General features: G+C 60.0%; 20 protein-coding genes, 1 tRNA gene and 1 pseudogene. 10 read left to right on the top strand and 12 right to left on the bottom strand.

The window, feature by feature from the left end; genetic code table 11:
• Positions 1-112: 112 nt before the first annotated feature.
• Positions 113-2,242 (bottom strand): acid phosphatase, encoded by a 2,130-nt coding sequence (gene acpA / locus ACL9RI_RS14570; RefSeq protein WP_422727237.1) that lies wholly within the window; start codon positions 2,240-2,242, stop codon positions 113-115.
• 226 nt (positions 2,243-2,468) lie between these two features.
• Here acpA and ACL9RI_RS14565 point away from each other — a divergent pair, with 226 nt between their 5' ends.
• Complete coding sequence (locus ACL9RI_RS14565; protein WP_422727236.1) at positions 2,469-3,734, top strand: cytochrome-c peroxidase; 1,266 nt, start codon at positions 2,469-2,471, stop codon at positions 3,732-3,734.
• Here ACL9RI_RS14565 and ACL9RI_RS14560 read toward each other — a convergent pair.
• Positions 3,719-4,627: an AraC family transcriptional regulator N-terminal domain-containing protein gene (locus tag ACL9RI_RS14560; protein WP_422727235.1), complete on the bottom strand. Its 909-nt coding sequence runs from the start codon at positions 4,625-4,627 to the stop codon at positions 3,719-3,721. The two genes, ACL9RI_RS14565 and ACL9RI_RS14560, sit on opposite strands and share 16 nt — an antisense overlap.
• A 139-nt stretch (positions 4,628-4,766) precedes the next feature.
• Here ACL9RI_RS14560 and ACL9RI_RS14555 point away from each other — a divergent pair, with 139 nt between their 5' ends.
• From ACL9RI_RS14555 to ACL9RI_RS14545, 3 genes are all read left to right on the top strand, one after another.
• The gene (locus ACL9RI_RS14555; protein ID WP_422727234.1) at positions 4,767-5,546 is read left to right on the top strand and encodes an SDR family NAD(P)-dependent oxidoreductase; all 780 of its coding nucleotides are present in this window, start codon (positions 4,767-4,769) and stop codon (positions 5,544-5,546) included.
• A gap of 68 nt (positions 5,547-5,614) precedes the next feature.
• A complete protein-coding gene (locus tag ACL9RI_RS14550) occupies positions 5,615-6,193 on the top strand; it encodes a TetR/AcrR family transcriptional regulator (protein WP_422727233.1) in 579 nt (192 codons plus the stop codon).
• 137 nt (positions 6,194-6,330) lie between these two features.
• Positions 6,331-6,828, top strand: a complete 498-nt coding sequence (locus tag ACL9RI_RS14545; RefSeq protein ID WP_422727232.1) for a hypothetical protein — start codon at positions 6,331-6,333, stop codon at positions 6,826-6,828.
• A 98-nt stretch (positions 6,829-6,926) separates the two neighbouring features.
• On the opposite strand, the gene ACL9RI_RS14540 is transcribed toward ACL9RI_RS14545, so the two are convergent.
• Positions 6,927-7,805, bottom strand: a complete 879-nt coding sequence (locus ACL9RI_RS14540; RefSeq protein ID WP_422727231.1) for an NmrA family NAD(P)-binding protein — start codon at positions 7,803-7,805, stop codon at positions 6,927-6,929.
• On the bottom strand, positions 7,802-8,254 hold the full coding sequence (locus ACL9RI_RS14535) for a nuclear transport factor 2 family protein (RefSeq protein ID WP_422727230.1): 453 nt from the start codon (positions 8,252-8,254) through the stop codon (positions 7,802-7,804). The genes ACL9RI_RS14540 and ACL9RI_RS14535 overlap by 4 nt, the downstream gene beginning before the upstream one ends.
• Before the next feature lie 108 nt (positions 8,255-8,362).
• Between ACL9RI_RS14535 and ACL9RI_RS14530 the strand changes: the two genes are divergently transcribed.
• Positions 8,363-8,800, top strand: a complete 438-nt coding sequence (locus ACL9RI_RS14530) for a winged helix-turn-helix transcriptional regulator (RefSeq protein WP_422727229.1) — start codon at positions 8,363-8,365, stop codon at positions 8,798-8,800.
• Positions 8,801-8,882: 82 nt separating this feature from the next.
• Positions 8,883-9,209 (top strand): annotated as a pseudogene (locus ACL9RI_RS14525) (helix-turn-helix domain-containing protein); the annotation flags it as partial.
• A 637-nt stretch (positions 9,210-9,846) separates the two neighbouring features.
• Here ACL9RI_RS14525 and ACL9RI_RS14520 read toward each other — a convergent pair.
• The 6 genes from ACL9RI_RS14520 to petA all read right to left on the bottom strand — a co-directional run bounded on the left by ACL9RI_RS14520 (position 9,847) and on the right by petA (position 14,149).
• Positions 9,847-9,922: transfer RNA gene (locus tag ACL9RI_RS14520), tRNA-Thr, on the bottom strand.
• Positions 9,923-9,948: 26 nt separating this feature from the next.
• The gene (locus tag ACL9RI_RS14515; RefSeq protein WP_422727228.1) at positions 9,949-10,461 is read right to left on the bottom strand and encodes a ClpXP protease specificity-enhancing factor; all 513 of its coding nucleotides are present in this window, start codon (positions 10,459-10,461) and stop codon (positions 9,949-9,951) included.
• Positions 10,462-10,596: 135 nt separating this feature from the next.
• Positions 10,597-11,208, bottom strand: coding sequence for a glutathione S-transferase N-terminal domain-containing protein (locus ACL9RI_RS14510; protein ID WP_008443913.1), 612 nt, complete (start codon positions 11,206-11,208; stop codon positions 10,597-10,599).
• Between the two features lie 120 nt (positions 11,209-11,328).
• Entirely contained in the window at positions 11,329-12,093 is a 765-nt protein-coding gene (locus ACL9RI_RS14505) for a cytochrome c1 (RefSeq protein ID WP_422727227.1), read from the bottom strand.
• A 32-nt stretch (positions 12,094-12,125) separates the two neighbouring features.
• Positions 12,126-13,538 carry a cytochrome b gene (locus ACL9RI_RS14500; RefSeq protein WP_422727226.1) on the bottom strand — a complete coding sequence of 471 codons (1,413 nt, stop codon included), beginning with the start codon at positions 13,536-13,538 and terminating at the stop codon, positions 12,126-12,128.
• Positions 13,539-13,540: 2 nt separating this feature from the next.
• Positions 13,541-14,149, bottom strand: a complete 609-nt coding sequence (gene petA, locus ACL9RI_RS14495) for a ubiquinol-cytochrome c reductase iron-sulfur subunit (protein WP_183736838.1) — start codon at positions 14,147-14,149, stop codon at positions 13,541-13,543.
• 415 nt (positions 14,150-14,564) lie between these two features.
• On the opposite strand from petA, the gene mscL reads away from it, so the two are divergent.
• The 4 genes from mscL to ACL9RI_RS14475 are packed head-to-tail and all read left to right on the top strand — an operon-like array spanning position 14,565 to position 17,304.
• Complete coding sequence (gene mscL / locus ACL9RI_RS14490) at positions 14,565-15,014, top strand: large conductance mechanosensitive channel protein MscL (RefSeq protein WP_422727225.1); 450 nt, start codon at positions 14,565-14,567, stop codon at positions 15,012-15,014.
• A gap of 43 nt (positions 15,015-15,057) precedes the next feature.
• On the top strand, positions 15,058-16,227 hold the full coding sequence (locus tag ACL9RI_RS14485; protein ID WP_422727224.1) for a Do family serine endopeptidase: 1,170 nt from the start codon (positions 15,058-15,060) through the stop codon (positions 16,225-16,227).
• Between the two features lie 21 nt (positions 16,228-16,248).
• Positions 16,249-16,941, top strand: a complete 693-nt coding sequence (locus ACL9RI_RS14480; RefSeq protein WP_300759858.1) for a DUF2461 domain-containing protein — start codon at positions 16,249-16,251, stop codon at positions 16,939-16,941.
• Positions 16,942-16,962: 21 nt separating this feature from the next.
• Positions 16,963-17,304 carry a cupin domain-containing protein gene (locus tag ACL9RI_RS14475; RefSeq protein WP_422727223.1) on the top strand — a complete coding sequence of 114 codons (342 nt, stop codon included), beginning with the start codon at positions 16,963-16,965 and terminating at the stop codon, positions 17,302-17,304.
• A gap of 22 nt (positions 17,305-17,326) precedes the next feature.
• Here ACL9RI_RS14475 and ACL9RI_RS14470 read toward each other — a convergent pair whose 3' ends face one another.
• On the bottom strand, positions 17,327-18,373 hold the full coding sequence (locus ACL9RI_RS14470) for an NAD(P)H-dependent glycerol-3-phosphate dehydrogenase (RefSeq protein ID WP_422727222.1): 1,047 nt from the start codon (positions 18,371-18,373) through the stop codon (positions 17,327-17,329).
• A gap of 66 nt (positions 18,374-18,439) precedes the next feature.
• The gene (locus ACL9RI_RS14465; protein WP_422727221.1) at positions 18,440-18,901 is read right to left on the bottom strand and encodes an SH3 domain-containing protein; all 462 of its coding nucleotides are present in this window, start codon (positions 18,899-18,901) and stop codon (positions 18,440-18,442) included.
• Positions 18,902-18,983 lie beyond the last annotated feature (82 nt).

Here is an 18,983-nt window from a genome sequence, read left to right as displayed (position 1 = left end):
TTTACCACCAACACAAAAAAAAATCACCCGCCGTGCCGCGGTCCGGGGGGGCGAGGGGGGGGGGGAGGGGGCGCTGGCCCCGTTTCAAGCGGCGCCGGCTTGCATGCTGACGTTACTCTTGCGGCAGCAGCGCCAGTGCTGCGCTGAAGTCGCCCATCGGCTTGCCGCCGTTGGCGACCAATGCCTTGTCGCGCACCGTCAGGCCGTTCAGTACCGGCAGCGAGAAGCGGTGGGTGATGGCGCGCAGGATCGAGGCCGAGTCATATTGCGTATGGTCAACCAGGCCTTTTTTCACGTATGGCGATACCAGGATGGCCGGCACGCGCGTGCCCGGACCCCAGCGGTCGCCCTTCGGTGGCGCCACGTGGTCGTAGTAGCCGCCGTTTTCATCGTAGGTGACGATCACCAGCATGTTTTTCCATTGCGGGCTTTGTTTCAGCTGGGCGATCACGCTGGCGATATGCGCATCGCCATCGGCCACGCTGGCGTAGCCGGAGTGCTGGTTCAAGTTACCCTGTGGCTTGTAGAACGTCACGGCAGGCAGTTTGCCGGCAGCGGCGTCGCTCATGAACTGGCTGTCGAAATCGCGCAAGTGGGCGGCGCGGTAGGCAGGCGCCTTGACCGGGTCCATGCTGGCGAAATAGTTGAACGGCTGGTGATGGAACTGGAAGTTCGGCGGGCTAGGGAAGTTGTTGTTGCGCGCGCTGGCCGTGGCCAGTGCGGTGGTGTCCTTCCATGCGCCGGCATACCAGGCCCAGTCGATGTTCTTGGCCGACAGCAAGTCGCCGATATTGGTCTGCGTCTGTTGCGGCAAGGTGGTCGCCTTGCTGGTGTCGGCATACAGCTTGGTGCTGTCGCCGGCGGCCGGGGCGTTGCTGCTCGGCTGGAACGCTGGCTGCATGGTGTTGACGGCGTAGAACATGCCGCTGCTGTCGGCTGGCGTCAAGGTGCTGTCGTTGGCGTACACAGGCGCACCATTCAGGACCGAGCTTGGCGTGGTGGCTGCTGGCGTCAGGCGCACGAAGCTGCCGTTGGCGTCGACGTCGATCTTCGAGATCGAATTCTTGGCCACCGAGGTGTCGGCGTTCGGATAGGTCGGCGCGCAGGCGCAGATCAGGTACTGGTGGGTCAGGAAAGAACCGCCGAAGGCGCCGATGAACAGGTTGTCGGCCAGTGCATATTGCTTGGCGATATTCCACAGCTGCATCTTGCTGCCGTCGTAGTAGCCCATGGTCAGGCCGCCGGCGTCCGAGTAGGCCGCGAACTTGTCGTTGGCGCCGCCATTGATCTGCATCTGGTTGTTATAGAAACGGTGCACCAGGTCGCGCGTGATGACCGATTGCGGCATGTTGATCGGGCTGTTGGCGTCGTCGATCTGGAAAGGTTTGTTCGGCAGGTTGGCCGATTGCGCCTGGGTGATGACGGTGCTTTGGCCGGCGGCGGTCATGCCGCCCCAGGTGGGTGGCAGCACGGGCAGGACGCTGCCGTCGACATCTTTTTGCGGGATGTAGGCGGACGTCGACGTCGGGTTGACGCCCGGTACGCCGTTGGCGCCGGGGAACAGGCCGTACAGGTTGTCGAAGCCGCGGTTTTCCGCGTAGATCACGACGATGGTCTGGATATTGTTCAGCGCCAGGCCGCTATTGAGCCCAGCCAGGACGTCGGCCGGCGCCGCAGCGGCGCTGGCGGTGGCGATGACGGAAGTCACGCTGGCGTTTTCCGCCTTCAGCTTGGTCAGGTCATTGCCCGTCGCCTTGTTGAAGTCGGAAGCCAGGGCCGCTTCGGACACGCCGATGCGCGCCGCCAGCTTGCTGCTGGCACCGGCGAAATCGCCGCCATTGCTCTCCATGACTTGCGTCAGTTCGGTCGACAGGGCGCTGACAAAGGCGCCATGGCCGGCCGGGGCGCGCAGGATCAGCTTTTGCGTGACCTTGGTGCCGGCGTCGCCCAGCACGTCGTGGCGAATCGCGTCGGTGCCGACCACGGCCAGCACCGGACCCTGGCCATTGATGGTGAAGCTGCCGTCGGCAGCGGTCCTGGCTGGCAGCGCGTTGCTGTCGCAGGTCAGCTTGGTGGTGGCGCTTTCCATGCACACCACGGCGTTTTCGTAATAGCTGCCGATCACCTGGCCTTTGGTCGTGACCGGGCTATCGCTGCTGCCGCAGGCCACCAGTCCAGCGCTCAGTCCCAGCGAGATCAATAATGGCAAGGGGCGTAAAGCGAATCTTGCGTGCGAATTCATGTTTTTCATGCCTTAGGGGTGGAAAGATTGGCATGCTATTGAGCAAATATTTCAACTTGATGAAATGTATACGACGTTACATTCAGTAATGTTCGCGTTGTGAAATAACCCTTGGTTTTTGCATTTATCCGGCTTGGCGTCGCCATGTCACATGCCTGTCATATTCGCCCGCTAGGCTGCAGGCCCAACTCCATCCTGCGGCTGTGTTATCCGCCGATTCCCGTTCATGAAATTGTTGCCACCCCTGCTGGGTTTGCTCTGTGCCGGCTTGCTGTGCGCCTGCCAGCCGCAGAAAGAAGCGCCCAAAAGCGCCGCCGCCGCTGCCTCGGCCCCCGCTTACCTGACGGCCGCCTACGCACCGAGCTTGAAACGCCAGCCCTCGGTGCCGGAAATGACGGCCATGGGACGCGCCATGTTTTTCGAGCCCAGCCTGTCGGTGTCGGGCAAGATGTCGTGCGCCAGCTGCCACAGTCCCGAGCACGCCTATGGCCCGCCCAATTCGCTGGCGGTGCAGCTGGGCGGCCCCGAATTGAAAGATGCCGGCACGCGCGCCGTGCCATCCTTGCGCTATATCCAGAACGCGCCCTCGTTCACCGAACATTTCCACGATGATGACGGCGACGACAGCGTCGATGCGGGGCCGACCGGCGGGCGCAACTGGGATGGCCGCTCCCAATCGGGCCATGAACAGGCGCTGGGCCCCTTGCTGTCGGCACGCGAAATGGGCAACCCGGATACGGCGTCCGTGATCGCCAAATTGCAGCACGGACCGCTGGCGGCGCAGTTCCGCAAAACCTATGGCGAGGATATTTTTGCGCAGCCGGAACAGGCCTTGCGCTGGGCCCTGATGTCGCTGGAAGTATTCCAGGAAAGTCCGGCCGATTTTTATCCCTACACCAGCAAATACGACGCCTACCTGCGCAAGCAGGTGCAGCTGAACCCGCAGGAATTGCGCGGCCTGGCCCTGTTCAACGATGAAAACAAGGGCAATTGCGCCTCCTGCCACATCAGCCAGCCGGCCGCAGGCGGCGGCTTCCCGCAATTTACGGATTATGGCCTGATCAATATCGGCGTGCCGCGCAACCGCAAGCTGCCCGTCAACGCCGACCCCGCGTATTTCGACCTGGGCCTGTGCGGCCCGGACCGCACCGACCTGAAGGACCACAAGGAATACTGCGGCAGCTTCAAGACCCCCTCGCTGCGCAACGTCGCGCTGCGCAAGGTCTTCTTCCACAATGGCAGCTTCACCAGCCTGGAACAGGTGCTGCGCTTCTACGTGCAGCGCGACACGGCGCCGCAAAAATGGTATCCGAAGAACCCCGACGGCAGCGTGCACAAGTACGACGACATGCCGCCCGGCATGGAAGCGAACGTCAACGTCGAAGCCCCGTTCGACCGCAAGCCGGGCCAGGCGCCCGCCTTGAACGAGAAGGAAATCGCCGACGTGGTGGCGTTCCTGAAGACCTTGACGGATGGTTATAAAAGCCCTTGAAGTGAGGCTGCGCCGGCCGGCAGGGCGGCAATATCGCGCCGTGGCGGCGCGCCGAACAGGCGCGCATATTCGCGGCTGAACTGCGACGCGCTTTCATAGCCGACGCGGAAGGCCGCCGTTTCGACATTGGCCGCTTCGCTGAGCATCAGGCGGCGCGCTTCCAGCAAACGCAGCTGCTTCTGGTATTGCAGCGGCGTCATCGACGTCAGCAGCTTGAATTGCCGGTGAAACGCCGAGGGACTCAGCTGCGCAATCGACGCCAGTGCATTGATGCTGACCGTTTCCGCATAGCGGTCGCGCAAGGCGTGGATTGCGCTGACGATGTGTTGCGCATGGTTGTTGCCGAGCGCCATGCTGGCCACCGTGTTGCCGTGTGGACCGCTGAGCAGCCAGTAACAGATTTCGCGCATGATGGCCGGATACAGCATGCTGATCGCTTGCGGTGTATCAAGCAGGCGCACCATGCGCAGCGCGCAATCGGCCAGCGGACCGTCGAACTCGGTAAGCACCACGCCGCCCGTCACCTGGCCGCCTGCCTGCGGTGGCGCATCCATCTGTTCCAGCACGGCGCGCATGACGGCCAGGTCGAATTCGATGATCAGGCCCAGGTAGGGCGCATCCGCACTGGCTTGCACGACTCGACCGAGGGCCGGCATTTCTACGCTGACCAGCAATGCCTGGCCAGGGCCATAATCGACATGCCGGTCGCCGAACAGCGCCCACTTCGCCCCCTGCACGACAATGCACAGCGCAGGCTTGAAGAGCAGGTGGGCAGGCGGCTTGGCATGCGCCGAGCGCAGGATGAAAAATCCCTTGATCGCGGTGACGAAGGGGCTGTCGCCGGGCTGGGCATCGGTATAGCGCCGGACGGCTTCCAGCAAGGTGGTGGACATGGCGTGCCAGGGGTTGTTGGTATATGGCAGGATTATAGGATGGAAAGCAGGAATAGGCAGGAATCGGCAAAGTTTCGGCATTCAAGCGGCAAGGTGGCGACAGTATCATGCAGATACTACAACCTGACCGGAGTTTGCCATGTCTATCGAAAACAATGTCCAGCCGCAACGCCGCATCGCCATCATTACGGGGGGCAACCGTGGCCTGGGCCGCAATACCGTGCTGCAGCTCGCCGCGCGCGGTGTCGATATTATCTTTACTTATCGCAATAACCGCGCCGAAGCGGATGAGGTGATGTCGGCTGTCGGCGACCATGGCAGCCGCGCCATTGCGCTGCAGCTGGATGTCGCCGACACGGGGGCGTTTGGCGGCTTTGTGCAGCGCGTGGAACAGGCGCTGGCGCAGCTGGGCGCCCGGCAATTTGATTATCTGGTCAACAATGCCGGCACCTCACACCACCAGGCCTTCGAGCACGTTACCGAAGATGACCTCGACAGCTTGTACCAGGTGCATTTCAAGGGTGTATTTTTCCTCACGCAAAAATTGCTGCCATTGCTCAAGGACGGTGGGCGCATCGTCAATATTTCCAGCGGCCTGACGCGCATCGTCATACCGGGCAGCGTGGCATACGCGGCGATGAAGGGCGCGGTTGAAATCCTCACGCGCTACCAGGCCAAGGAACTGGGCGCGCGCGGCATTGCCGTCAACACGGTTGCTCCCGGCGCCATCGCCACCGATTTCAGCGGCGGCATGGTGCGCGACAATCCCGAGCTGCACCAGCGCGTCGCCGGCATGACTGCCCTGGGCCGTGTCGGCCAGCCAGACGACATCGGCCCGATGATTGCTGCGCTGCTGTCCGACGACAACCGCTGGGTCACCGCCCAGCGCATCGAGGTGTCGGGTGGCATGGTGATTTGACATGCGGGTCAGGACCGCCATTTATTCAGGGCTTGACTAGCTACCTACTAGAAGGTAGAGTCCTGAAAATGAACAGTCCGCTCAATACTTCTGAAAGAATCCTGCAGTGCGCGCAAACGCTGGTGATTGCGGGCGGTTATAACGGCTTCAGCTATGCTGACATAGCGAAAGTCATTGGTATTCGCAATGCCAGCATCCACCATCATTTTGCCAGCAAGGCCATGCTGGTGCAGTCGCTGGTGCAGCAATATCGCGAGGCAGCCAGGGCCGGGATTGAACATCTCGAACGCAGCATTGCTGATCCGATGGCGCAGCTGCGCGCCTACGTAGGGTACTGGGAACAGTGCATCGCCGATCCCGCTTCCTCGTTCTGCGTGTGCGCCATGCTGGCAGCGGAAATGCCGATACTGCCCGCAGAAATCGCGCTGGAGGTCAAGACGCACTTCAGGATGTTGTCGGCCTGGCTGGCCTCTGTGCTGGAGCGCGGCAAACTACAGGGCACCATTCGCCTGCACGGGGCGCCGCAGGTGGAGGCGGAAATATTCATGGCGACGGTGCATGGCGCCATGCTGTCGGCCCGCGCCTGCGAAGACGCCGCCATGTTTGGCCTGATCGTCAATCCGATGCTGGCGCGTTTCGTGGCTTGAGGCTGGGGGAGCAATCATCCACGCTTCAAGTTTGCCCTAAAAACCTACCTACTAATAGGTATATTTCAGGAATCATCCTCCCTCGGGAGCGGGATTCCTCTTGCTTGGCACTTACTTTCTGCATAAAGGAACACACCATGTTTGGCATTTCTCATTTGGGCTGGATTCATACGCTGGGCAGCTTGCCGGCGATTCCGTTGGCGGTGTACATGTTTGCGCGCCACGGACGCATTACGCCGCGCTCCACGCCAGGGACCGTGTATTTTGTTTCGATGCTGGTGGGGGCCGTTACCGTATTCCTGGTGGCGCACCAGCCGGTCAGCTATGGCATTGCGCTGGCCACCCTGGCGTTCCTGCTGGCTGGTTATGGCGTCGGGCGGCTGCCAGTCCTGGGACGCGCAGCACACTACCTGGAAACCATCTTCCTGACGATCACGGCGTTCCTGCTGATGGTGCCGACCGTGACGGAAACCCTGCGCCGCGTGCCGGACGGGCATCCGTTTGTCACCGATCTGACATCGCCGCTGTTGCTGGGATGCCAGGCAGGCCTGCTGGCGTTGCTGGTGCTCGGCTTGAGCGCCCAGATGCTTTATCTGCGCAAGCAGGGCAAGGCGGCGGCAGCTGCGGCGAAATGACGCGCCTGGCTTGAGGCCAGCGATGGCGGGGGCATCGTGAACATGTCCGGCGGCCGTTGTGCCGTGCCGTCTGACATGCCATGTCTTTTGCCATCGATTCAGGCCAGGTTATTCAGTCCAGCGCGGAGGAAAGCTTGCATCGAAGTCGGGGTACAGGCGTCCGGTGTGCGCGCAGTGGCATAGATGCCGTCAGGATCGCCCAGCGCCGTCATCAGCTCGGCCAACTCGGTGCGCACCTGTGCATTGGCGCCCATGTGTGCGAAGGCGCGGTCAAGCTGTGCGAGCGAGGCCTGTTCATAGCGCACCTGCCTGCCGAGAATTTCCGAGGCAATCGCCGCGACCTGTTGCAAGCTCAGATTCTCCGGACCCATCAGGTTGCGCGCCCACTGTCCCGCCCATGTCGTATCGAGCAGGTAACGTGCCGCCACGTCGCCGATATCGTCGGTGCTGATCCAGGGCATATCGTGATCGGGCGCAAAGCTCATGCGGATGACGGCTTCGTCTCGCATGCTGGCGTAATGTGCCGCCAGGTTCTGCATGAAGTAGCCGGGCCGCAGATTGACGAGATGGACCCTGGTCGCGGCGAACGCGTTTTCCACCTCTGCGCTGTAGCTGACCGTTCCCAGGTTGGGCCTCGCGCCAGCACCTATCGATGAGATGTGGACGACCCTGGCAACGCCGTTTGCCGCGATAGCGTCGCAGGCGATGCGCGCAGTGCGCGCGTACCATTGCTGCAGGCTGTCTGCGGCAAGCGCAGGCGGTGTCAGCCATAGTAAGGCGTCGGCATTCTGCGTGGCCTGCATCACGCTGGCGGTATCGTCCGAGCCGCCTTCGACCAGTACCGCGCCGCGCGCAAGCAGACTGGCCACCTTGGCGGCGTTACGCGCTAGCAAGACTGGCCTCTCCCCGGCATGTAAAAGCTGCTCGGCAACCCGGTAGCCGATGTTGCCGCTGGCCCCTGCGATGACGACTTTCATGCCCGGCTCCCGGTGTCTTTTTCGATAACGAGTGGCATTTCCAGGGCCCAGGCGACGTGGCAGGGGTTCCAGAATTCGCGGTAGCGCCTGATCTTGCCGTCACGCACCTCCATCAACGCTGCATAGTCTTGCGAATAGGCGCGTCCGCTCCTGGTTTTTGCTTCACCGTGAAAGCTGGCCCAGGCCTGGCGGCCATCGGCGCTGGCCGTGATCTCGACCTGCGAAAACTCAAACGCTTGCAGACTGCCGCTGATCGACTGCATGTAAGCTGCAATCGCCTGCCGCCCTGCGATGCGCACAGGCAAGCCAAGCGACGCGGCATAAGGAAATTCGATTGCCGCATCGTGTGCCAGCAGGGCCAGCCAGGCCGACAGGTCGGTGCCGATCAGCTGCAGGTGGCATGCCATCAGTGTTGCAGCCGAGGCATCATTTTTGTGTGTGGTGTACATCGTTTCCTCTCGCATCAGTAGATGAGGCAAGTCTAAAGCTGATACTATCCTTTGGGAAGTAAGCACTTTTTAGGAAAGTACTTACCAAAAAGAAAGTAAGGAGTGAGAATGGAAACCGAAGAAATCGTGCGCAAGGCCAGGACGGCCATTACGGACGCGGCAATGCAGCGGATACGCACCAAGCCGCTGTTCAATGAGGATTGCCCCGTTTTCAGGGGGTGCAAGCTGTTTTCCGACAAATGGTCGATGCTGTGCCTGATGGTGCTGATGCAGGGCACCAGGCGCTACAGCCAATTGCAGCGCAGCCTGCCCGACATCTCGCCCAAAATGCTGGCGCAGACGCTGCGCCAGCTGGAGGCCCACGGGCTGGTCGATCGCAACATCTATCCCGAAGTGCCGCCACGGGTCGAGTACAGCCTGACCGCATTTGGCGATACGCTGCGCTTTCCCTTGTCGGTCCTGCTCGACTGGTCGCTCGAAGAGGGGAGCAGTATCGCTGCTGCCGCTGTCATGCCGGCCACCGTGTTAAGTTGCATTGAAATTTGACCCACCTTCCCCACGAATTTGCAACGGAATCTGACCCACGTTCATAGCACAATCCTTCCTGTCCTTTCGACAGGAGATCGGAGTGATCGACGTGGCTTTATTAGGCATAATTCGACGCTGGCACCTTCGTGACCAGGTTCCTCTTCGAGAGATCGCCAGGCGACTGGGTATCTCCCGCAATACCGTCCGGCGATACTTGCGGTCGGAAATCACCGAGCCCTCCTATGCGGAGCGGCGATCATCAAGTCTCTTAGACAAATATTCTGTGCAGCTGTCGGCCTGGCTCAAGGCCGAGGCAGGCAAGCCCCGAAAGCAACGTCGCAATCTGAAGCAGCTCCACTTAGAACTTAAGGGGCTGGGCTATGAAGGGTCATATGACCGCGTGGCTGCATTTGCCAGGCAGTGGAAGGTGGGGCAATCAGAATGGGTCAATTCTGCGAGCAAACGAACACGGCGCGTCCACTAGGTTAAGTAGTGCATGGCGAGAGCCGTTTATGGGTTTAGTGCTTATTTCGGTTACTCATGACCAGCCAAACCAGTTTGATATAACTGGTGGCCGGTATGTTTGACTGTCCGCTTTAGTGGTTAGCGTCAGTTGCTGTTTGCGAGCAGCCCGTAGCTTGTAGTGCGCAGCACCATTACGCGTTTAGAAATGAAAAGGCCTCACACTGAGGTGAGGCCTTAAGAATACTGGTGGGATTCGAACCCACAACTCCAAGTTTGCGAAACTCGGCCGGAATCCAATCCGCAGTCGCAAAGAAATGCTACCAAAGGCCAACGCATTCGTCAACAGATGTATGGGGTAACAATCTACCTTCGCTACTGATGATATTTAAAGTTAAATGCGGCGGCCTTAGCCCCGGCTCAGTTTGCAACATTTGTAGAGTAGCACCGGATTCAAACCCTAGTCGCGAAGGAAGACTTGCGTTTATTGTTGTTGATCGACTTGGGGTACAAATGGGGTACAAATAATCATTCTCGAAACCAATAGCAAAAAAGGGTCACAAGCCGAAGCATGTAACCCTTTGATATTCCTACTAAAATTCTGGTGCCGACTGCCGGTTTCGAACTGGCCACCTGATGATTACAAATCAACTGCTCTACCAAATGAGCTAAGTCGGCAAAAACTGCGCGTTGCGAATTATACGCTATTTAATGCGTGTCAGGGTCGGGCGGCCGCCTTTTTTTGGTGGTTCGTCATCGCCTGGCGTGCTGGCATCGCGTTGTTCAGGCGAGCTGGTCGGCACCGACGACAGGGTCGGCACGCTGGCCACGGGGGCTGGCGGCGGTGGTGGGGCGTCGGCGGAAGCGGGGCTGTTGGTGGGGCTGGCGTCCGGGTCGTCGTTGCCCAGCACGGGCTCGAAGGCCATGCCCTGGCCGTTTTCGTTGGCGTAGATGGCCATCACGTTGTCGACCGGCACATAGATTTCGCGCGAAACGCCGCCAAAGCGGGCGTGGAAGCGGATCGCATCGTTGTCCATCTTCAGGCCGCTGGTGGCGCCGAAGCTGATGTTGAGCACGATCTCGCCTTTTTTCACGTATTCCATCGGTACCGTGGTGCGCGAATCGACTTTGACCGCGAGATAGGGCGTGTAGCCGCTGTCGGTGCACCACTCATAGATGGCGCGCAGCATATAAGGTTTGGTTGAAATTTCAGACATGATAGGTACGGTGAGGCGGGAGCGCCCCCATCAGGCATGAGGCGGGCGCACCGGTACTTCAATGAGACAGAGCAACTAGCGCAAAAGCTATTGCCGCAAGATACACCGGCAAGCATGGCTTGCCGGGCATATCTTTTAGCGGCGCATGACCTTTTCCGAGGGGGTCAGCGCTTCGATATACGCTGGGCGCGAGAAGATGCGCTCGGCGTATTTCATCAGCGGTGCAGCCGTTTTCGACAGTTCGATGCCGTAGTGGTCCAGGCGCCACAGCAGCGGCGCCACAGCCACGTCGAGCATCGAGAATTCGTCGCCCAGCATGTACTTGTTCTTCAGGAACAGCGGCGCCAGGGTCGTCAGGCGGTCGCGGATTTCCGCGCGCGCCTTGTCGTGGCTCTTGTCGTTGCTCTTGGCGCGTTCGCTTTCCAGCACGTGCACGTGCACGAACAGTTCTTTTTCGAAGTTGAACAGCATCAGGCGCGCGCGGGCACGCATCAGCGGATCGGCCGGCATCAGTTGCGGATGCGGGAAGCGCTCATCGATGTACTCGTTGATGATGTTCGATTCATACAAGATCAATTCGCGTTCGACCAGGATAGGGACCTGGCCGTACGGGTTCATGGTCGAAATGTCTTCCGGTTTGTTGAACAGGTCGACGTCGCGCACTTCGAAGTCCATGCCTTTTTCAAACAGGACCAGGCGGCAGCGTTGCGAAAATGGGCAGGTTGTACCCGAATAGAGAACCATCATTTTTTATAGTTCCTTAGAAACAAAGGGGGTGAAGCCGCGAACGGCTCACCCCAGGTCGCTTGTCCACTCGTGCGGACAACGCAGAAACAGGCGCCGACCGGCTTCCGGCCGGCGCCTCACTTATTTGACTTCCTTCCAGAACGACGCGTTAAGGCGCCATGCCAGCAGAGCAAAAACCGACAGGAACAGCAAGACCCACACGCCCAGGCGTTTGCGCGTTTGCTGTGCCGGTTCGGCCATCCACTCCATGTAGCCGACCAGGTCGGCCACCGCAGTGTCATACTCGATCTTGTTCAACGTGCCTGGCTTGACTGGCTCGAAGCGGACAAATTTGCGAATTGTCTTGCCCGCTTCATGCGGATCAGCCTCTTCATCAAACTTGGCAGTCTGGATACCTTGCAACTCCCATAACACATGCGGCATGGCAACATTCGGCACGACCATGTTATTCCAGCCGGTCGGACGAGTGTCGTCTTTATAGAACGTACGCAGGTAAGTATACAGGTAGTCGCCGCCTGTGCCACCGGAAGATGATTTTGCGCGTGAAATTACCGACAAATCGGGCGGTACCACGCCGAAAAAGGCCTTGGCATCCTTGGGCGCCAGGCTGGTTGTCATCAGGTCGCCTACTTTATCACCGGTAAACAATAAATTGTTCTTGATCTGGTCTTCCGTCAGGCCCAGGTCTTTCAGGCGGTTGTAGCGCATCGAGACGGCAGAATGGCAATTCAGGCAATAATTGACGAACAATTTGGCGCCGTGCTGCAGTGCTGCCAGATTGGTCGAACGGTCGGGCGCCTTGTCGAGCGGGTAGCTGGCTTCGCTGGCGAGTGCCATGGCAGGCACGAAGGCCAGGATGGCGAGCAGTTTTTTTGCAATCTTCATGTGAGGTCCTTTGAGCGTGGCGTGGGATCGGCTTAGTGCGGGTGAAATGTCACACGCGACGGCACGGTCTTGAACTTGCCCATTGCACTCCACCATGGCATCAGCAGGAAAAAACTGAAGTAAATCAGGGTGCATCCTTGCGAAATCAGGGTCTTGGTCCCGGTCGGCTCCTGGGTGCCCAGGTAGCCCAGGGTCAGGAACGACAGGCCGAACAGGGCGTACACCAATTTGTGCCAGTCCGGACGGTAGCGGATCGATTTCACCGGCGAATGGTCCAGCCATGGCAGGAAGGCCAGGATCACCACCGAACTGCCAAAGAACACCACGCCCCAGAATTTTGCGTCCAGGATCTGCGGCAGCATGCCGATAATGGCCAGCAAGGCAATCACGGCGATGATGGATTTGACGGTGGTCGACAAACGCGACTTGAGCCAGATGAAGACCACGTAGGCGGCCACGGCAGCCATGCACACGTACATGAATTCAGCCGTGGTGGCGCGCAGCACCGAGTAAAACGGCGTGAAATACCAGGTGGGGGCGATGTGGGTTGGCGTCTTCAGCGAATCGCTGGGCAGGAAGTTGTTGTATTCCAGGAAATAACCGCCCATTTCCGGCGCAAAGAAGACTACCGCGCTGAACAGGACCAGGAAGATCGAGACGCCGAACAAATCATGCACGGTGTAGTAAGGGTGCGACGGGATCGAGTCGAGCGGGTGGCCATCGGCGCCCAGGTTTTCTTTCACTTCGATCCCGTCCGGGTTGCTCGAACCGACTTCGTGCAGGGCGATCAGGTGGGCAGCGACCAGGCCCAGCAGCACCAGGGGAATGGCAATCACGTGGAAGGCAAAGAAGCGGTTCAGGGTCGCGTCGGAGACCACATAGTCGCCGCGTATCCACAAGGACAGGTCCGGGCCGATCAGGGGAATCGCGCCAAACAGGTTGACGATCACCTGTGCGCCCCAGTACGACATCTGGCCCCATGGCAGCAGATAGCCGAAGAACGCTTCGGCCATCAGGCACAGGAAGATGGCGAAACCGAACAGCCAGATCAGTTCGCGGGGCTTGCGGTACGAGCCGTACAGCAGGCCGCGCGTCATGTGCAGGTAGACAATAATGAAAAAGGCCGAGGCGCCGGTCGAGTGCATATAGCGCACCAGCCAGCCCCACGGCACTTCGCGCATGATGTACTCGACGGAATTGAAGGCCAGCGCCGCATCGGGCTTGTAATGCATGGTCAGAAAGATGCCGGTGACGATCTGCAAGACCAGCACCAGCATGGCCAGCGAACCGAAGATGTACCAGAAATTGAAGTTTTTCGGGGCGTAGTATTTGCCCCATTGATCATTCCACAGCTTGGAGAGGGGAAAGCGGTCGTCGACCCAGCCTAGTGCTTTTTGCGCTGCGGGGGCGTCGGGAGGGAGTTTGGTTTCCTTAAAAGCTGCCATGATCAAGCCTCGCCTTTCTCGTCTTTACCTATCAGCAATTTGGTGTCGCTCAGATACATATGACGCGGCACTTGCAGGTTGTCCGGGGCGGGCTTGTTCTTGAACACGCGGCCGGCCAGGTCGAAGGTGGAACCATGGCAAGGACAGAGGAAGCCGCCTTCCCAGTCATTCGGCAACGATGGTTGCGGACCGGGCGTGAACCTGGCCGATGGCGAGCAGCCGAGGTGGGTACAGATACCGACGGCGACCAGGATTTCAGGTTTGATCGAGCGCCATTCGTTGACGCAATAGGGCGGCGTGAACTCGTCGGGGTTGCGTTCGGATTTGGCGTCGGCGACTTCGTTGTCGGTTTTTTTGAGGGAAGCGAGCATCTCCGGCGTGCGCTTCAGGATCCAGACGGGCTTGCCGCGCCATTCGGCGGTGCGCATTTCGCCTGGTTGCAAGGTGCTGATGTCTACTTCGACCGGCGCGCCGGCCGCTTTCGCGCGCTCCGACGGCTGGAAGGTGCTTACCAAGGCTCCTGCGGTGGCCAAACCAACGACACTGCCCGCCGCGCACGTGGCGACGAGCAAGCCGCGACGGCCTGAATCGACCTGCTTTTCGTTACTCATGCAAACCCCAATCATTCAAAATGCGAATCTTTATTATGAGTGGCACCCGCGAAAAGTACGCTGCCGAAGCGCTTTCCCATCGCTTGCCCCAGGCCGTCTCTTTGTCCGGTAAAGTGGCAACATCTCTGCGGAACTTCGGGCAATATCGCAGCCCGTGCCGGTTTTTTGTTGATTAGCCTGAAGTGAAAAAGCCGCCTCTGGCAACCGCAAATTATAAGTGAAGCAAACAACGAATTAAAGATAAACGTTGCCTGTACCATAATTTATATACTTTTGCAGGCAGTGGCTAGTTCTTTTGAACTATGCGCACTGCAGCATGTCGCAATTGCTCGCGCACACAACCGCAAGTTGGTGACGATGGGAATCAATAGTATGATCGGCATGTTTTTTATATCTACCCGAAGGAGAATAATTCATGGCAATGATGCAAGAATTCAAAGAATTTGCAATGAAGGGCAATGTCGTCGACCTGGCAGTTGGTGTCATTATCGGCGGCGCCTTCGGCAAGATTGTCGATTCGCTGGTGCAAGACGTGATCATGCCACCGATCGGCCGTATTTTCGGCGGCCTCGATTTCGCCAATTATTACCTGCCCCTGAATGGCCAGGCCACCACCATGACCCTGGTGGAAGCAAAAAAAGCGGGCGCTGTTTTAGCGTACGGTAATTTCATCACCATTTTGCTCAACTTCATCATTCTCGCCTTCATCATCTTCCAGATGGTGCGCCTGATGAACAAGGCCCGCCGCAGCGCTCCTGCCGCGCCGGCGCCCGAACCCGTCACGCCGGAAGACATTGTGCTGCTGCGCGAAATCCGCGATTCCCTGCAGAAGGGCGCACAGAAAAACAACGATCTGGCACAATAAGCCGTCCCGGCACAGACCGGCTGGCTGAACAGGGTAAAGCTCCATGCGACGATTTTGGTTATTGTTTGCGCAAACCGTGACGATCGCGTTGGCGCTGTACTTTGTGTATGGCGCGCTGCGCCCGGCCAGCCGGGTACAGCAGCTGGGCTCGCAAGCGACGCCGGTGCCGGTGGTGGAAACGGCGTCCAGCAGCCTGGCGCCCGGTTCCTACCGCGACGCGGCGGCGCGGGCCATGCCCGCCGTCGTCAACATCCTCACCACGCAAGCACCCAAGCGTAGCGCCCATCCGCTGGCGCGCGACCCCTTCTTCAAGCGCTTCTTTGGCGACCGCACGCCCGGCAATGACGACGATGGCGGCGACGACGACCTGCAAAACAGCCTGGGTTCCGGCGTGATCGTCAGCCACGAAGGCTATATCCTGACGAATAACCACGTGGTTGAAGGCGCCGATGAGATCGAAGTGGTGCTGGCCGATGGCCGCAAGGCGCCCGCCAAGGTGGTCGGCCTGGACCCGGAAACGGACCTGGCCATCATCCGTATCAGCCTCGACAAATTGCCCGTGATCGTGCTGGGCCAGTCGGAACAGGCGCGCGTGGGCGACGTGGTGCTGGCCATCGGCAACCCGTTCGGCGTGGGCCAGACGGTGACCATGGGCATCATCTCTGCGCTGGGTCGCAACAATCTGCACATCAACAGCTTTGAAAATTTCATCCAGACCGACGCGGCGATCAACTTCGGCAACTCGGGCGGCGCGCTGGTCGATACGCGCGGCAATTTGATCGGCATCAATACGGCCATCTATTCGCAAAGCGGCGGCTCGGTCGGCATCGGCTTTGCGATTCCCGTTTCCACCGCCAAGACGGTGATGGAAGCGATCATCAAGAACGGCCACGTGGTGCGCGGCTGGATCGGCGTGGAAATGCAGGACATCACGAAAGAACTGTCCGACAGCTTCGGCTTGCAGCGCAGCAGCGGCGCCATCATTGCCGGCGTGGTGCGCAATGGGCCGGCCGACAAGGCGGGCATCAAGCCGGGCGATATCCTGCTCAAGGTCGAAGGCAAGAACGTGGGCGACACGACGGAAATGCTGAACTTGATCGCCCAACTGCCGCCCGGTGAAAAAGCTAAAATGACGGTGCTGCGCAAGAGCCGTGAAGCGGTGCTTGATGTGGTGGTGGGCAAGCGGCCCATCCCGAAAGACCCGTCCAAATAGTTGTGTATCGGAACCTGACACATGCATGTGCGTGATTTGACCCAATTTTTACGTGAACTGAGCGAGAACAATAATCGTCCCTGGTTTGTGATGAACAAGCCGCGCTACGACATCTTGCGCGAAGAATTCCTGGCGCTGGTAACGTCATTGATCGGCGAGCTGGGCAAGTTTGACCCTGCCGTGAAGTATTGCAACCCGAAGAAAGCCATGTTCCGCATCAACCGCGACGTGCGTTTTGCGCACGACAAGAGTCCGTATAAAACGCGTTTCTCGGCGGCGATTGCGCCGAACGACATGCGCCGCCCCAGCAAGGCTGGCGGCCCGACGTACTATCTGCAGATCGATGGCCAGGGCAACCTGCTGTTCGGCGCCGGCGAATACATGCCGCCGCCGGGCCGGCTGAAGGCGCTGCGCGAACACATGGTCAACGACGCGCCAGGTTTTTCCAAAGTGCTCAAGAATAAGCGCTTGAAGGCGCGTTACGACACGATCCAGAATGAAGGCAAGCTGCAGCGTCCGCCGAAGGGGTTTGACGCTGACGCCGAGCATATCGAGTTCATCAAGCTGAAAAGCTTTTTTGTCTGGACCGAAGTACCGCTGCCCTTGAATGCACCGGAAAAACTGCTGCCTATCCTGGCCGAAGGCTTGAAGGATGCGTTCCCGCTGGTGGAATGGATGCGCGGCGCGAAAGAGCCGGACGAAGAGGCGGTTTAAGTGTCAGCATAGGAGGAAACCATGGCCTTGCCCCATGCAGCATCAGGAGAAGTGATCGACGTGCAGCGGGGACATGGCGGCGATTTGTCGCAGTTTTCCGCCATCGCGTTGGCCAAGACGGACGAGCTGGAATTGATCCGGTTGTGCATGCCCAAGGGCAAGATCATGCCCGAACATCATGTACTCGGTGAAATCACCGTGCTATGCCTGCAAGGGCAGGTGGTGGTGGAGGCCCATGGCGGCCAGCAAGTACTGGGGCCGGGGCAGATGCTGTATCTGCACGGCGGCCAGGCCCATGCGGTGGAAGCGCGGGCCGACAGTTTATTGCTATTAACTATCTTGATGGCCAAGGCGGGCCGCTAAGCCCGCCTGCATCTTCGGATGCTTATTTCGCTTCGTCGCGCGGGTCGCGGGCCAGCAGGCGCTGCACCATATCTTGCGGCAAATCCCCATCGAACAGTACGCCGGCCACCGCATTGGTGATCGGCATGTCGACCTGCATGGTGTGCGCCAGTGCGCGTACGGCACGCGCGCAGGGCACGCCTTCGGCCACATGGCCCAGTTCGGCCACGATGGTCGCCAGTGGCTTGCCTTGCGCCAGGGCCAGGCCCACGCGGCGGTTGCGCGACAAATCGCCGGTGCAGGTCAGCAGCAGGTCGCCGATGCCGGTCAGCCCCATGAAAGTTTCTGTCTGGCCGCCCAGGGCCGTGCCCAGGCGCGTGATTTCCGCCAGGCCACGCGTGATCAGCGCGGCGCGGGCATTCAAGCCCAGGCCCAGGCCATCGGCCACGCCGGTGGCAATCGCCAGGATATTTTTCACGGCGCCGCCCACTTCCACGCCCACCAGATCTTCACTGGCATACACGCGGATGGTGCCGCCATGCAAGGCTGACACCACCTTGCTGCGCAGTTCGGCATTATTGGATGCGATCGTCAGTGCGCACGGCAAGCCGCGCGCCACTTCCTGTGCAAACGAGGGGCCGGACAGGGCGCCGCCCGCTACCTGGTCGCCCAGTTCCTGCTGCACGATCTGGTGCGGCAGCATGCCGCTGCCATCTTCAAAACCTTTGCAGAGCCAGACCAGGTTGGGAATCTGCTTGTGTTTCAGTTGCTGCAACAGCGGGCGCAAACCGGCCACGGGGCAGGCGGCGATCAGCAGCGCCTGCTCGCCGCCGGCATGCGCCACGGCGGCATCGAAATCGCCGGAAATGAGCATCTGCGGTGGCAAGGCAAAGCCGGGCAGATAGCTGTTTTCACCGCTGGTCGCCATCGCCGCCATGGCGGCGCCGTTGCGGCCCCACAGCAGTACGTCGTGGCGGGCCGCCAGCGCCATGGCCACGGCGGTGCCCCAGGCGCCGGCGCCCAGCACGGTAATCTTGCGGCGCTGGCCAGTGGCGGTGGTATCGGAAATGTTGTCAGGAGAAACTTGCATGCAACCTCAGTCGGGCAGGGGGATGGAAGGCGGCGCCGGGATCAGCGCCGGCGGCGCCAGCAGCGCTTACAGGCCCCAGACTTCGCTGGTCTTGACGTAGCCGGTCTGGCCATCCTTGTGGCGCACCTTGACCCAGCCGGAAGTGGGCTGTTCGCTCAATTCGAGCAAGACGCCCTTGTCGACCAGCAGCACGGGCGAGGCATTGTCGTCGGGGCTGGCCCGCACTTTCAGGTTGGCGGTACGCGCCACGACATTGCGTTTCGGGCTCAGGCCCTTCGCTTCGGTCCAGGCCATTTCGCCGCTGGCGTCGCGGACCTTGACCCATTCGCCATAGCTGAGGACGACTTCGAGCGGCATGCCGCGCGGCGCCACATACAGCTTGCCGCCTTTGACGGACGGTGCGTCGTACAGGATGACCGGGGCGGCGCCCACCGATTTGAAATCGACGGCATGGCTGGCCGCTGTCGCCAGCATCAGCACGGCGCCTGCGATCCAACGGAATTTGCTAGTGACCGGAGTTTTCAACATGATATTTTTTGAGCCTTAACGAAACACGGCGGTCCAGCCGCCGTGTCATGCTGGCCCAGAGCGGGCCGGCGGGGTCTTGCTT

The organism is Janthinobacterium sp. Mn2066, assembly GCF_049319705.1.
GTDB lineage: Bacteria > Pseudomonadota > Gammaproteobacteria > Burkholderiales > Burkholderiaceae_D > Janthinobacterium.
This window is presented reverse-complemented; position numbering and strand designations above follow the sequence as displayed.